This window comes from Crystallibacter degradans (genome assembly GCF_012952295.1).
Classification (GTDB): Bacteria; Actinomycetota; Actinomycetes; order Actinomycetales; family Micrococcaceae; genus Crystallibacter; species Crystallibacter degradans.
The window spans coordinates 92,495-106,280 of sequence record NZ_JABBCH010000009.1 but is presented as its reverse complement, the minus strand read 5'-3'; the positions used below and the strand labels follow the sequence as shown (position 1 = coordinate 106,280).

The 13,786-nt window shown below is 64.1% G+C and carries 15 protein-coding genes; 3 read left to right on the top strand and 12 right to left on the bottom strand.

Annotated elements, in window-relative coordinates; genetic code table 11:
* Positions 1–98: 98 nt before the first annotated feature.
* The 5 genes from mutM to coaD form a co-directional block, all read right to left on the bottom strand.
* Positions 99–1,064 (bottom strand): bifunctional DNA-formamidopyrimidine glycosylase/DNA-(apurinic or apyrimidinic site) lyase, encoded by a 966-nt coding sequence (gene mutM, locus HGO92_RS14905; RefSeq protein ID WP_169996160.1) that lies wholly within the window; start codon positions 1,062–1,064, stop codon positions 99–101.
* Positions 1,057–1,752 (bottom strand): ribonuclease III, encoded by a 696-nt coding sequence (gene rnc / locus HGO92_RS14900; RefSeq protein ID WP_169996158.1) that lies wholly within the window; start codon positions 1,750–1,752, stop codon positions 1,057–1,059. Before rnc ends, mutM begins: the two co-directional genes overlap by 8 nt.
* 10 nt (positions 1,753–1,762) lie before the next feature.
* Positions 1,763–1,966, bottom strand: coding sequence for a 50S ribosomal protein L32 (gene rpmF / locus HGO92_RS14895; RefSeq protein WP_055240805.1), 204 nt, complete (start codon positions 1,964–1,966; stop codon positions 1,763–1,765).
* Positions 1,967–1,968: 2 nt separating this feature from the next.
* A complete protein-coding gene (locus HGO92_RS14890) occupies positions 1,969–2,544 on the bottom strand; it encodes a YceD family protein (protein WP_169996265.1) in 576 nt (191 codons plus the stop codon).
* Between the two features lie 116 nt (positions 2,545–2,660).
* Positions 2,661–3,143, bottom strand: coding sequence for a pantetheine-phosphate adenylyltransferase (coaD, locus tag HGO92_RS14885; RefSeq protein ID WP_169996156.1), 483 nt, complete (start codon positions 3,141–3,143; stop codon positions 2,661–2,663).
* A 75-nt stretch (positions 3,144–3,218) separates the two neighbouring features.
* On the opposite strand from coaD, the gene HGO92_RS14880 reads away from it, so the two are divergent.
* Both HGO92_RS14880 and HGO92_RS14875 read left to right on the top strand, forming a co-directional pair.
* Positions 3,219–4,460: an aminotransferase class I/II-fold pyridoxal phosphate-dependent enzyme gene (locus tag HGO92_RS14880; protein ID WP_169996154.1), complete on the top strand. Its 1,242-nt coding sequence runs from the start codon at positions 3,219–3,221 to the stop codon at positions 4,458–4,460.
* 2 nt (positions 4,461–4,462) lie between these two features.
* On the top strand, positions 4,463–5,233 hold the full coding sequence (locus HGO92_RS14875; protein WP_169996152.1) for a fused MFS/spermidine synthase: 771 nt from the start codon (positions 4,463–4,465) through the stop codon (positions 5,231–5,233).
* On the opposite strand, the gene rsmD is transcribed toward HGO92_RS14875, so the two are convergent.
* From rsmD to HGO92_RS14855, 4 genes are all read right to left on the bottom strand, one after another.
* The gene (rsmD, locus tag HGO92_RS14870; RefSeq protein ID WP_169996150.1) at positions 5,230–5,796 is read right to left on the bottom strand and encodes a 16S rRNA (guanine(966)-N(2))-methyltransferase RsmD; all 567 of its coding nucleotides are present in this window, start codon (positions 5,794–5,796) and stop codon (positions 5,230–5,232) included. The genes HGO92_RS14875 and rsmD overlap by 4 nt on opposite strands.
* 3 nt (positions 5,797–5,799) lie before the next feature.
* Positions 5,800–8,007 (bottom strand): ATP-dependent DNA helicase RecG, encoded by a 2,208-nt coding sequence (locus tag HGO92_RS14865; protein ID WP_440915778.1) that lies wholly within the window; start codon positions 8,005–8,007, stop codon positions 5,800–5,802.
* Positions 8,000–8,968 carry a DAK2 domain-containing protein gene (locus HGO92_RS14860; RefSeq protein ID WP_169996148.1) on the bottom strand — a complete coding sequence of 323 codons (969 nt, stop codon included), beginning with the start codon at positions 8,966–8,968 and terminating at the stop codon, positions 8,000–8,002. The genes HGO92_RS14865 and HGO92_RS14860 overlap by 8 nt, the downstream gene beginning before the upstream one ends.
* 144 nt (positions 8,969–9,112) lie before the next feature.
* Positions 9,113–10,138: an LCP family protein gene (locus HGO92_RS14855; protein ID WP_169996146.1), complete on the bottom strand. Its 1,026-nt coding sequence runs from the start codon at positions 10,136–10,138 to the stop codon at positions 9,113–9,115.
* A 148-nt stretch (positions 10,139–10,286) separates the two neighbouring features.
* Here HGO92_RS14855 and HGO92_RS14850 point away from each other — a divergent pair, with 148 nt between their 5' ends.
* Positions 10,287–10,775, top strand: a complete 489-nt coding sequence (locus HGO92_RS14850; protein ID WP_169996144.1) for a DUF3515 domain-containing protein — start codon at positions 10,287–10,289, stop codon at positions 10,773–10,775.
* A gap of 33 nt (positions 10,776–10,808) precedes the next feature.
* On the opposite strand, the gene HGO92_RS14845 is transcribed toward HGO92_RS14850, so the two are convergent.
* Genes HGO92_RS14845 through HGO92_RS14835 form a run of 3 tightly spaced genes read right to left on the bottom strand, consistent with a single transcriptional unit; the run spans position 10,809 to position 13,773 of the window.
* On the bottom strand, positions 10,809–11,957 hold the full coding sequence (locus HGO92_RS14845; RefSeq protein ID WP_169996142.1) for a D-alanine--D-alanine ligase: 1,149 nt from the start codon (positions 11,955–11,957) through the stop codon (positions 10,809–10,811).
* Positions 11,954–12,991, bottom strand: a complete 1,038-nt coding sequence (locus HGO92_RS14840) for an NAD(P)H-dependent glycerol-3-phosphate dehydrogenase (RefSeq protein WP_169996140.1) — start codon at positions 12,989–12,991, stop codon at positions 11,954–11,956. Before HGO92_RS14840 ends, HGO92_RS14845 begins: the two co-directional genes overlap by 4 nt.
* Entirely contained in the window at positions 12,988–13,773 is a 786-nt protein-coding gene (locus HGO92_RS14835) for a lysophospholipid acyltransferase family protein (RefSeq protein ID WP_169996138.1), read from the bottom strand. Before HGO92_RS14835 ends, HGO92_RS14840 begins: the two co-directional genes overlap by 4 nt.
* Positions 13,774–13,786 lie beyond the last annotated feature (13 nt).

Genomic DNA, 13,786 nt, shown 5'->3' with positions numbered 1-13,786 from the left:
CCCCTGGTTGTTAGGTCAATGGCAAACCTTGGGAAAACCCTACGGAGTTCCGATATTGGCTACCTGCCGCTTCAAGGCAGACCAGCGGTACGGTCGGGCTACCAGCGGCCGTTGCGCGGTCTCGGCTGGCACACTGGGCAGGAGTAGGAGGAACGGTTCATGAAGACTTCCCGCCGGATCTTTGTCTCCAGTCCCAGCGCGGCACAGCGGTTGCAGTTTTCCCGCTCGCGCCCGTAGGCGTTCAATGACCGGGCGAAGTATCCCGAGGCACCGTTGACGTTCACATACAGGGCGTCAAAGCTGGTGCCCCCGGCGTCCAGTGCGCGGTTCATGACGTCGCGGCAAGCTTCGACCAGCCGTTCCGCTTCCTTGCGCCGCATGGTGTCGGTGGGCCGGGCATAGTGCAACTTAGCTGCCCAAAGGGCTTCGTCGGCGTAGATGTTTCCGATCCCGGAGACCAGACCCTGGTCCAGAATGGCGCGTTTGATTCCGGTGCGGCGGGCACGCAGGCGGCGGTAAAAAGTATCGAACGAAAACGCAGGATCCAACGGATCACGGGCGATGTGCGCGGCCTCCACCGGCACCAGCGGCAGGCCGCTTTCCGAAAGTCCTCCCGCGTGTCCGTCCACCGTTGGTATCAGGTCCGCTAGGAAAACTCCGCCGAAAATCCGCTGGTCAACGAAGCGCAATTCGGCAGGCATGGGGGTGCCGTCGGCATTCGCGGCAGGGCTCAGGGTGAGGCGGACTTTCAAGTGCTTTTCATCAGGCTGGACGGAATCCTCGACCAGCAGTTGCCCGCTCATCCCCAGATGGGCCATCAGCGCAAGTTGCGGCGCACCGCCGTCGTTGTAGGTTTCTTCGCGCAGCGGCAGCCAGAGAAACTTCCCGCGGCGCGCCACGTCTTCCACCCGTGCACCCTCAAGGTTGCCGCGCAGGTCCTCGGCGCCCAGCGCATGGCGGCGGATGGAACGCTCGTCGAGGACCTCGACGCCGGTAATGGTGCGGCCGCGGACCCACTGGGCCAAGCCGCGGCGTACCACCTCGACTTCAGGCAGTTCAGGCATCTGCGGGTTCGACGGAACGCAGCTGGCGCCACGAGACGGCGGCAGCTTCCTGCTCGGCTTCCTTCTTGGAGTGGCCGGTGCCCTGGCCGTAAGCGGTGCCGCCGATGCGCAGCGTTGCCACGAACGTTCTGGCGTGGTCTGGTCCGGAGCCCTGGACGGCATATTCGACGCTGCCCATCTTACGGGCGGCGGCCAGTTCCTGGATGCTCGTTTTCCAGTCAGTGCCTGCGCCCAGCGCCTCGGCATCCGCGAGCAGCGGGGAAATGAGGTGCATGACCATCCTGCGCGCGGTTTCGATGCCGTTGACAAGGTAGGTAGCACCGATCAGCGCTTCGACCGTGTCCGCCAGAATGGAAGACTTGTCCGCGCCGTTGGTCAGCTTTTCGCCCTGGCCGAGCAGAATGTACTGGCCCAGATCCAGGTCGCGGGCAACTCCTGCCAGCGCACGGGTGCTGACGACGGCGGAACGGCGTTTGGCCAGCTCGCCCTCGGGCAGGTCAGGATTGTCGCGGTAGAGCGCATCAGTGACGGAGAAGCCGAGAATGGAGTCGCCCAGGAATTCGAGGCGCTCATTGGTCGGCAGGCCGCCGTGTTCATACGCGTAGGAGCGATGTGTCAGAGCAAGACGAAGCGTCTCGGCGTCGATTTCGACGCCGAGACGCTTCAAAAGCTCTTCAGTTGAAGGCATGCGGACGCTATTAAACGTCGGCTACCTTGCGGCCCTTGTACTCAAGGAACAGCGCAGTGCCTGCCGAGTCGGTGACGACCTTGGCCTGGTGAGGCAGGCTGTAGGTGACACGGCCGTTCTCAACGGTCTTGACCAGGTTGGGCGCAGTTGCCTTCCACTGGGACCGGCGTGCGCGCGTATTCGAGCGGGACATTTTCCGCTTGGGAACAGCCACGACTAACTCTCTTCTCTCTCGTCTGACTCTGTACGTGTTGCTGCCTCATCGGCAGCTGTGCCAGCCAACCCGGCGAGGGCTGCCCAGCGAGGATCCAAAACCTCATGTTGGTGGCCCGGATCCTCTTCAAGGCGCATCCCGCATTCAGGACAAAGGCCTTTACAGTCTTCCCGGCACACCGGCTGGAACGGCAGGGCGGTTACCACTGCGTCCCGCAACACCGGTTCGAGATCGATTGAATCGCGCTCTACCCGCCGCTGCTCGTCAGCCTCTTCATCATCCGGACCCTGATCCTGCGGATCGAAGCCCTCGTAGTAGAAGAGTTCCTGCACCCTGACGGAGAGATCATACTCGATTGCATCCAAGCAGCGCCCGCACTCCCCCGTTACATCAACGGTGGCAGTGCCGGAAACCAGAATGCCTTCGTGTACGGACTCAAGCCGCAGATCCAGCTCCATATCAGAGCCTTCCTGCACGCCAATGAGTGCTGCACCGAACTGATCCGGTGCAGGTACATGCTCGTTCAGGGTCCGCATAGTACCCGGGCTGCGCCCGAGATCCTTGACCGAAATGGCCAGGGGCGATTTTTGATCATGATTCATGATCACAACGATGAGAACTCCTATAGAACATATGACCGACGTATTATCTTAGCGCGAAGTTGCCCATACTCTCAAATGGACGCTCCGCAGGACTATTGTCCTTGTTCGTCCTGCTGGAAACGTTGCAGCACGGCTTTGGGAACAAAGTCCGCGATATCACCGCCGAGCGCCGCCACTTCCTTAATCAAAGTGGATGAGAGATGTGTGTAACTGTTCTCTGCCGGCAGGAACACCGTTTCGACGCCAGTGAGATGGCGGTTCATCCGGGCCATCGGCAGTTCGTAGTGGTAATCCTGCGTGGAACGCAGTCCCTTGATAATGACACCTGCACCATGGCTACGGCAAAATTCCGCCAGCAGCCCGTCGCCCATCGGCTCTACGGTGATCCCCCGCAGGTAGGACAGGGTCTGGCGCGCCATATCCAGGCGCACGTCCAGGGAGAACCTGTATTTCTTCGCATAGTTGGTGGAGACGGCGACGATCACTTCGTCGTACATGCTGGCGGCACGGGCAATAATTTCAACGTGCCCGTTGTGCAGCGGGTCATAGGATCCAGGGCAGACGGCTCGGCGCATATCTATGAATCTAATCCATTCACAGCACAAGTCACAGCACGTGAGGCCGCGGTTGTAGTGATATTACTGGGAGATATGAGCAGAACGGACGAAAACCTGGCCCAAGGGTCCGCCTCGGGGAACCGCGCACCATGGCTACGCACGGCCGAAGGCGCCAACCTGCTGGGCGCCGACGGCCATCTGGGTGTGACCATCTTCGAGGAGATCACCACGCTGGCCGTTCGCGCCGGCGCGATCAACCTTGGCCAGGGGTTTCCTGACGAGGACGGGCCGGAACTGATGCGGGAGGCTGCCCGTGACGCCATCTCGGCCGGCGCAAACCAGTATGCGCCGGGCAAGGGAATCCCCGCGCTGCGCGAAGCGATCTCCGACCATCAGCGGCGTTTCTATGGACTGACGCCGGATCCGGAGACGGAAATCATCGTGACCACCGGGGCTACGGAAGCCTTGGCCGCCGCCCTGCTTGCCCTGACCGGCCCCGGCGATGAGGTCCTGACCTTCGAGCCGTTCTACGACTCCTACGGTGCTGTGATCGCGCTCAGCGGCGCAACCCACGTCACGGTGCCCTTGCTGGCGCCCGAGTTCCAGCCGGACCTGGTCGCGCTTGAGGCGGCTTTTTCCGCGAGGACGCGCGTCATCCTGGTCAACAACCCGCACAATCCGATGGGCAGTGTCTTCACGCGGGAGGCGCTGACACGCATCGTGGAGCTGGCCAACCGCCACGATGCCATCATCATTACGGACGAAGTCTACGAGCACCTCACCTTCGGCGTTGCCCACATACCCGTAGCCACGCTGCCCGGCGCATCGGAGCGCACCCTGACCATTTCCTCCGCGGGCAAAACGTTCTCGCTCACCGGATGGAAAATCGGCTGGATGAGCGGGCCGTCCGAGCTGGTAGCGGCGGCTCGGACCGTCAAGCAATTCCTTAGTTATTCCTCCGGCACCCCCTTCCAAGCGGCCGTAGCGGCCGGTCTCGCGCTGGACGGTTCCTTCTACCAAGACGTAGCGGACACGCTGCAGCGCAAGCGGGACATCCTCAGCGAGGGGTTGCGGGCAACGGGTTTGGACGTCTTCACGCCCCAAGGTACCTACTTCGTCAACGTAGATGCGGCGCCGCTGGGCGTTACCGATGCCACGGCTTTGGCCCGCCGGCTCCCTGAGCTGGTCGGCGTGGCAGCCATACCGGTTCCGGTGTTCTGCCACCCGGCAGGTGCGGAACGGACCAAGTCGCTGCTGCGCTTCGCCTTCTGCAAACGTGTGGATGTGCTGGAGGAAGCGGCGTCGAGGCTCGCCACCTTGAAGGACCGGCTCTAGCGGTGCAGAATCGTTTTCTGCGCGGCAGCGGCCTGCATGCCTCCATTGACCCGGACAGCAGGGTGCCGGGAGCGTACATCCTGAGTATCGGCGGCGCCGAACAGTCCCATGTGGACCTGAAGCACCCGGAGCATGTCTTCTACGAGTACCTGCGCCGGATCGCCAACGTTGTGGATCTTGCCGGCGAACCGGGCCAGCCGCTGCGCTCGTTGCATCTGGGCGCCGGTGCGCTCACGCTCGCACGCTATATCCAGGCCACCAGGCCGGGCTCCGAACAGCACGCCGTGGAGTTGGAACGGGAGCTGCTGGACTACGTCATTGACCAGCTGCCGCTGCCCGAAGGCACGGACCTGACCGTTTATATTGGCGATGCCCGCCAGGAAGTGACCTTTGGGGATATCGACGGCGAGTTCGACGTCGTCGTGCTCGATGTCTTTGCCGGCGAGGATGCCCCGGAACATCTGGCCACTGGCGGTTTCTACAGTGAGCTGCTAGAACTGCTGTCGCCCGGCGGAGTCCTGCTGGTCAATGTCGGCGACGACCCTCCGCTGGCCTTTGCCAAACGTCAGATCTCCGAGCTGTCGGACTGCACGCCAGCGGTGGCTGTGCTGGGCGAAGCGGGAATGTTCACCAGCCGCTATGCCGGCAATTTGGTGCTCGCGGCGAGACGGGATTCGTGGCCGGAGGACTGGACGCAGTCCGTGCTCGCCGCCGGTCCGCATCCGGCGCAGGTGTTCACGGGCGCCGAGCTGGAATCATTCGTGCTGGCTTAGACCGGCTCCGCGAACCACAGCTGCGTCTCACCGTACTTCCGGCCGGAAAAACACTCCAGCCCTGCCGGCCAACGTGGTTCCGGCGAACGCGAGGAGCGTTCGACGACGACCACCGCGCCTTCGGCCAGGAACGGCTCCAGCAGCGCCAGGATCTCCGCCAGCTTGTCTTCGGCGAGCGGGTACGGCGGATCAATCAGCACCAGGTTGTAATGCCTGCCCTCCTGCAGCCTGCCCAGGAATCCCTCGGCGCCGGTGCGGTGGACCTGGACGACGGCCCGGCGCAGCACGGAGTTGATCATCTCGGCGTTGCGCCGGCACACGGCCGCGGCCTTTTCCGCCAATTCGACCAGTTCGACTCGGGCCGCTCCCCTGCTGGCGCATTCGGCCCCCAACGCGCCCGAGCCCGCGAAGAGGTCAAGAACGACGGCGTCATGGATGACGTCGTACGACTCGAGCCGTGAGAACAACGCTTCCTTGACCCGATCCGTCGTCGGCCTCGTCGCGGTACCCGGGACGTTGGCCAGCGTCATGCCGCCGGCGGTCCCGGCCACCACCCGGCTCATGCCCTATCCCCGTTCAAGGAACGCCTCTTTCTCCGGGTTGAGATACTGCTCGATGGCGTCGGCCAATTCCGGGTAGTCCCCCAGCTGGGCGTCATGTTCGATGATCGCCGCGGCGTCCTTGCGGGCGTGTTCGATCACGGCTTCGTCCTTGATGACGCGCAGGAGCTTCAGCGTGGACTTGCCGCCGGACTGGGAAGACCCCAAAATGTCGCCTTCGCGGCGCAGCTTCAGGTCATCCTGGGCCAGCCGGAATCCGTCAGTGGTCGCCTCCACCGCTTGCAGCCGCTCCCGGCTGGGGTGGCCCGGCTCCAGGCTGGTGACCAGCAGGCACGTGCCCAGCAGCGAGCCGCGGCCCACCCGTCCCCGCAGCTGGTGCAGCTGCGATATGCCGAACCTGTCCGCATCAAGGATCACCATCATCGTGGCGTTGGGGACGTCCACGCCGACTTCGATGACGGTGGTGGACACGAGCAGGTCCAGCCGCCCCTCGGTGAAGGCTGCCATGGTGGCATTCTTTTCCGCCGAGTCCAGTCTTCCGTGGAGGACACCGATGCGCACTCCGGACAAGACCGGCAGTTCCGCCAGAAACTCTGCCATCCGTTGGACCGAAGCCAGCGGACGGCTTTCCTCTCCGGCGTCGGCAGTCGGCTCAAAACTGGCCGGATCCTCGCCTTCGTCGTCGCCGATCTTGGGACAGACCACATACACCTGCCTGCCGGCATCGACTTCCTCGCGTGCCCTTGCCCAGATCCGGTCGGCCCACCCCGGGTTCTCCACCAGTCCCACGAGGTGGGTACGGATCGGGGCGCGTCCGGCCGGCAGCTCCCGCAGCACCGATGTTTCCAAATCGCCGAAAACGGTCATAGCAACGGTGCGCGGGATCGGTGTGGCGGTCATGACCAGCAGGTGGGGCGGCTTGATGGCCTGCGCACGCAACTGGTCGCGCTGCTCGACGCCGAACCGATGCTGCTCGTCCACCACGATCAGGCCCAGATCGTAATACTCAACCTCTTTCGAAAGCAGGGCGTGGGTGCCTATGACGATGCCCGCCTCGTTGCTGTTGATATCCCGCAGGACGCTGCGGCGGGCGGAACCAACCACGGAACCGGTCAACAGCACGACCCTGGTGCCGTTTTCATCGCCGCCAAGCATGCCGCCTTCGGCCAGCGGCCCCAGCATCCGCCGGATCGATTCGTAGTGCTGGCCTGCCAGCACCTCCGTTGGTGCCATCAGGACGGCCTGCCCGCCGGCGTCGATGACCTGGAGCATGGCGCGCAGGGCAACAAGTGTCTTGCCGGACCCCACTTCCCCCTGCAGCAGCCGGTTCATCGGGTGGTTCTCCGCGAGCTCCGCGGCAATGGTGGCTCCGACCTCCTGCTGGCCGCCGGTGAGGGTGAAGGGCAGCGAGGCATCGAAACGCTCCAGCAATCCAGCCCGGCGGTGCGGCCTTGCGGTTGCTTCCTCGGCAGCCGCTTGTGCCCTGCGCCGGGCCAGCGCGGTCTGGAGGATCAGCGCTTCCTGATACCTGAACCTCTCCTGGGCTTTAGCCACCGATTCCAGGTCCTGGGGGCGGTGGATCTGCTGGTACGCGTCCTCCAGCGAATACAGCCGGTCGCGGATGGCAATATCGGCCGGCACCGGGTCCTCGATCCGGCTGAAGTCCACGACGTCGAGCAAAGCTTCGACGGCGGCCTTGATCCGCCAGCTGCTTAGCTTCGCGGTGGCCGGATACAGCGGGACGGGCCGCCGGGCTTCCACGGCGTCAAAGCCGGTCTCGTCCTCAAGCAGCACGTAGTCCGGATTGGTCAGCGTAAGCTGGCGTTGGTAGGTGGTGACCTTGCCGGCAAACATGGCCAGTGTGCCCGGCAGCAGTTCCTTGTCCGCACGGTACGCGTTGAAGAACGTCAGGTGCACCTGGTTCAACCCCCGTACGGAATCATCGCTGACGACGACGTCTGTCAGGATACCTTTCCGGGCACGCATCCGGCGCGTAGTGCAGCTGACAACGCGGGCCACCAGGGTCACGTTTTCGTCCAGGGGAAGCTCGGCAATGCTGGTCAGCTCACCGCGCTTGAGGTAGCGGCGCGGGAAATAATTCAGCAGTTCCCCGACGGTGCTCAGGCCAAGGTGCTTCTCCAGCGCCGAAGCGCTGCGTTGTCCGAGCCGCCGCTTCAGTTCGAGTTCAACTTCTGCCGGCAGATGTTCAGTCATGGGCCTCGTACACCGGGGCGGAAAGATCGGTCACGGACAAATTGGATGGTTCGGCGAAGGCCCGGATCGCGGCTAAGGCGGGCTCCGCTTCCGGGACATGGGCGTGCACCCGCCAGCGGTAGCCGACTTCCGACTCGGTAACCGCACTCAGGATCACGGAATCGCCCAGCTCGTCCAACTGCAGTCGCAGGGTGGCTGCATCCAGCGGACTCAAGTTGATAGTGCACATGACTTCCACTCCTTCATGCGCCTGGCCGAGATGGATGTGCGGATCCTGCAGGTTGTAGCCGTGCAGCCCGTCCAGCAGTTCCGGCTGCAGTTCCACACCGAGCGCGCTGGAGCGCAACGTGTCCATGATCAGCAGAAAACCCACGGCTCCTGCGTCCACTACCTGTGCGGCTGCCAGCATACCGAGCTGGTCTTCGGTCTGCACGACGGCATCGAGGGCAGCCTCCACCACCGCTTCCAGCGTGACTGCCAGACCATGGTTCGAATCGTCCCCGTTGTGTGCGGATCCCTGGGAATTGGCCGCCCGTGAGACTGCTTCCATGGCCGAGAGCATGGTACCGGGCACCGGATCGCTCAACGCGGACCAACAGCGGATTTCTGCCCGCTGGAGCGCCGCAGCCAGCAACGGCCCGGTCATCCTGGAGGTGCCTTTCAGAGGCTCCGCCATCGCCGAGAGGAACACCGCGAACAAGGTGCCGGAGTTTCCGCGAGCTTCCTCCATGGCAGCCTGCCCGCTCGCCGCCAGCAGTTCGCCGACATCCGCGGTCTCCGCTTCGGCGGCCGCATGGGAAGCTGCCCTCACCGTCAGGTACAGGTTGGTGCCCGTATCCCCGTCCGCTACGGGGAAAATGTTGATGGCATTGAGCCGGTCGCTATGGTTGCCGAGCACTTCTTCCGCTTTCGCCAGCCAGCGCTTGAGCGCCTGTGTGTTCGCGGCTATCTTTGCGTGCAAGGTGTTCCAATCCCGCTGCCGCGGCACAAACGGGCCAACGGACTCTTACAGTTCTCCAGCGTTAACCGAGCCTACCGTAGCCGGAGCCCGAGAGTGGGTAACGTTTAGGGGATGGCCGGCACATCAGGAGCAGTTCCCGGACTTCTACCCGGCCGAAGCGAGATAGTCGGCCATCGAGCCATTGCTCATTGCCTTGGATATTTCGGCGATGGCCGCTTGATCCTTGAGCACGATGGACTGGCCGTCGGCGGACATGCCGGTACCCAATGACGGGAGCGTAAACATTTCGATGTCGTTGCCGCGCACCTTCCACAGGCTGGCGCCGAGGAAGGCTGCCGCCGGGCCGCTGAACTCCGAATCAACGCTGATGTAAGGCGAGAACTCCGAGACCACTCCGCTCATCCGCAGCGGATTGACCAGTGTCGCCGGTGAGAGGATTTCGGACACCAGGGCTTTCACGAACAGCTGCTGGTTGGCCACTCGCTGGTAGTCGCCGTTGGTGAACGACTTGCGCTCCCGAACGAAATTCAGCGCGGACTCGCCGTCGAGGGTCTGCACACCTTCGGGGAAGGATTCGCCGTTGCCGCCGGTGATCTGGAAGGCGGCAGGATTATCGATTTGAACTCCGCCAAGGGCATCCGTCAGAGCCCGGAAGCCGGCAAAGTCGACGCTGGCAACATGGTCGATACGTGCGTTGAACATTGTCTCCACCGTTTCGACCACCAACGGGGTGCCGCCGAATGCCATGGCGGAGTTGATCTTGTGCTCCCCGTAACCGGGGATCGTGGTCCAGGTGTCGCGCATGATCGACATGACGTAGACCTTGTCGCGGTTTTCCGGAAGGTGCACAAGCATCATCGTGTCCGTACGGCCGCCGTTGGGCACGCCGGCGAGGTTTTCGCCCTCGCCGCTTCCGCCGTCGGCGTCGGTTCCCATCAGCAGGATGTTCTTGGAGCCGTCACCGGCTACCTTGCTGATGCGGTTCTGCGGGAACGCATTCTCAATCTTCTGCGAATTGTTGTCGAAGACGTTGGCCAGGTAAAAGACGTAGCTACCGCCGATGACGATGGCCACGGCCACCAGTGCAGCCAGTACGGCGAGCACCTTGGGCAAGGGCCGGCGCTTGGGGCGGCGGGGAGGGGCGTAGTCATAGTCGTAGTCAGACGTCATTCATTCACTTTCTTGAAACGGGCCACGGACGAGCATAGTGGCCGAAACTGGACGGTTCCTGCAAGGGGCGCCGCGCAGCGAGTCCGGGTGCGCGGGCGCTCCAGGGCACCCATTATTGTCCGCACCGGCAAGCGGATAGGCTGGATCCATGTCCCGGATGAACGCCCTGAGCCGATACCTGCCTACCTCGTTACTGGGGGCAGGGATAGTGTTCGCGGCAACCGCCTGCTCTCCCATCGTGCAGGTTGATGCCGCCGAAGACGCCGCCAATCCCGCCTGTGCTCCGATGATGGTGATCCTGCCGGAGTTCGTGGCCGATGCTGAGCGCCGAGAGACCTCCAGCCAGGCAACTGCTGCCTGGGGCGACCCGTCCAAAGTCATCCTGCGCTGCGGTGTCCCGGTTCCGGGCCCGACCACGGACCGGTGTGTCACGGTCAACGGCATCGACTGGGTCTTGCACGAGGGCGAAGAGACCTGGACGGCCACCACGTATGGCCGCGAACCGGCCACGGAGCTTATTTTCGATCCGGACGAGGTGGCCGAATCCACCATTCTGGTGGATCTGGCCGACGCGGCCGCGGAGGTTCCGCAGACGAACAAATGCATCAACCCGACGGACACGCTCGACGCCTCGTAGACACGGGACGCCGAGCGGCAACCGCAGTTGCGGTCAGCGCAGCCCGGTTTTGCGGTTCAGCGCGAGATAGATCAGTTCGTCGATGAGTTCGGTGTAGGGCAGTCCGGACTTGGCCCACATCTGCGGGTACATGCTGATCGGGGTGAACCCGGGCATGGTGTTGATCTCGTTGATGACGAGATGGCCGTCCTGTGTGTAGAAGAAGTCCACCCGGGACAGACCCTCTCCCGCGACGGCATCGAACGCCTTGCCGGCAAGTTCGCGGACCCGGTCCGTGGCGTCCGAAGGCAGGTCCGCCGGGCAGCTGAGTGCGGCGGCCGCACCGTCAACGTACTTGGCTTCAAAGTCGTAGAAATCGTGCTCGCCGGACTGCACCGCGATCTCACCTGGGAGGCTGGTGCGCGGGCCAGCAAAGCCCCGCCCCTGCAGGACAGCCACTTCGATCTCCCGGCCGACAATCCCCGCTTCGACGACGATCTTCGGATCGTGCTCCCGTGCGGCTTCGATGGCGGCCCGTAGTCCAGCAGCGTCGGAAACCTTGCTGATGCCCATCGATGAGCCGGCGCGGGCCGGCTTCACGAAGACCGGGAAGCCCAGTCCCGCCACGCGTGCCAGAGCCGAGTCCGGGTCCTGCTGCCACTGGCGGTCGGTAATGACCTCGTACGGCCCGACTTCGAGCCCCGCGGCTTCGAAGACCACCTTCATGTAGTGCTTGTCCATCCCGACGGCGGATGCCAGGACGCCGGCGCCCACGTAGCGCACGTCGTTCATTTCCAGCAGGCCCTGCAGCGTGCCGTCTTCGCCGAAAGGTCCGTGCAGCAGCGGGAGTACAACATCGACCTGCCCCAGGCTACGGAGGGCGTCGGAGGCAGAACGAACAACCAGTTCGGTGGCGGAATCCCCGGCGGCCAGCAGCACCGATTCCGCCGCGGGGGTGACCTCCGGCCGGGTCGCCGAGGTCAGGGACCAGCGGGCAGGATCATCGGAGACCAACGTCCACTGGCCGTTGGCGGCGATGCCGATCGGAACGACGTCGTACTTTTTCTGGTCAATGGCCGCCAGAACGCCTGCAGCCGTCACACAGCTGACCGAGTGCTCGCTGGAACGGCCGCCGAAAAGGACGGCGACACGCGGTTTCCGCCCAGTCGCCGGGACATTCGGGCTGTTCGGTTCTTTTTTCACTGTTCCTGTTCGCCTTCGGATTTGAGCTCACGGGTGAGCAGTCGCGGGGCCAGGTCCTCGACGGAAATTTCTCCCTCGAGAACGGCGACCACGCTTTCGGTAATCGGCATTTCCACACCTACCTGGGTGGCCAGGTCGAGCACCGCGCGCCCGGATTTGATCCCCTCCGCGGTCTGGGTCATGCGCTGGCCGACTTCGTCCAGCGTCAGGCCTTCGCCCAGCAGGCGGCCAGCGGTGCGGTTGCGCGAGAGCGGGGACGAGCAGGTAGCCACCAAGTCCCCCAGCCCGGCCAGTCCCGCCATCGTTTCCAGCTCGCCGCCCAACGCCAGCGTGAGCCGCGTGGTCTCCGCCAGTCCGCGGGTGATGACGGAGGCCTTGGTGTTGTCGCCCATGTGCTTGCCGTCGCAGATGCCCACGCACAAGGCGATCACATTCTTGACGATCCCGCCGATCTCCACACCCACAACGTCCGTGTTGGTGTACGGGCGGAAGTACCGGGCGGTGCAGGTGTTGGCAATCCACTGCGCCACGTCGCGGTCGGTACAGGCCACCACCGAGGCGGTGGGTTCCTTGCGCGCGATCTCCATGGCCAGGTTGGGGCCGGAAATCACCGCGATCCGCGAATCGGGCAGCGAGAGTTCTTCCTTGATGACTTCGCTCATCCGCGAGTCGGTGCCGCGTTCCAGGCCCTTCATGAGGGAAACAACGACGGCGGTGTCCCCCAGCAGCGGCTTCAAGGCCGCCAGCTGAGGACGCAGCGTCTGCGCCGGAACGGCAAGAACCACCAGCTCTGCCCCGTCCATGACCTCGGCCACGTCACCGGAGGCGGTCAGGTTATCCGGCAGGCGGATGTCGTTGAGGTACTGGCTGTTCAGGTGGTGGCTGTTGATTTCCTCCGCCACTTCCGGCCGCCGTGCCCACAGCCGCACCTGGATGCCCGGATGGGCATCAGCCACGACCTTGGCAAACGTTGTGCCCCAGCTGCCGGCGCCCAGAACAGCCACTGCGGCGGGCAGTTGCTGGTGGGAGCTCACGGCTTTTCCTCCGGTGATGTGGGGGGCAGGTCGGCGGGCGGGGACACTTCGAAGTTCCGACCCGTGGCGTTCTGGCCGCGCACGGCCGGGTCCCAGCGTTGGGCCGGGGGCTGCTCGCCGCGGAGTCCGGCCAACAAATCCGTTACGGCGTCCAAAATCCTGGTCGTCGCCTCCTCGAGCACTGTTTTCGTCAGCGGCTGGCCGATGAATTCGCTCAGGTCCACCGGCGGTCCGGCAACCACTCTTGCCGTCTTGCGCGGAAAGATATGGAGCTTCTTCGCGTAGCGTGGGAACAACTCGTTGGCGCCCCAATGGGCTACCGGAACAACCGGAACCCCCGTCTGGAGCGCCAGCCTGGCCGCGCCGGTCCGGCCGCGCATGGGCCACAGGTCCGGATCCCGGGTCAGCGTGCCTTCCGGGTAGATGATCACGGCACCGCCCTGATCCATCACCTCCCGGGCCACGCTGAGGGAGCGGTTTGCGCCGGCACTGCTGCGCTCCACGGGGATCTGCTTGGCGGCTGACAGGATGGCGCCGACCACGGGGATCTTGAACAGGGAGGCCTTGGCCAGGAAGTGCGGGAAGAACCCCTGGTTGTAAACGAAGTGGCCCACCACCAGGGGGTCTATTTCCGTATTGTGGTTGGGGCAGACGATGATCCCACCGCCTTGCGGCAGGTTCTCCGTCCCCTCCCACTTACGCCTGAGGAGCAGGTTCAGCACCGGGCGCACCAAGGCGGCCAAGGTGCTGAGCGTGGCCCGTTCCTTCATGGCCGGCTTCATCCTTCGTCCCGCC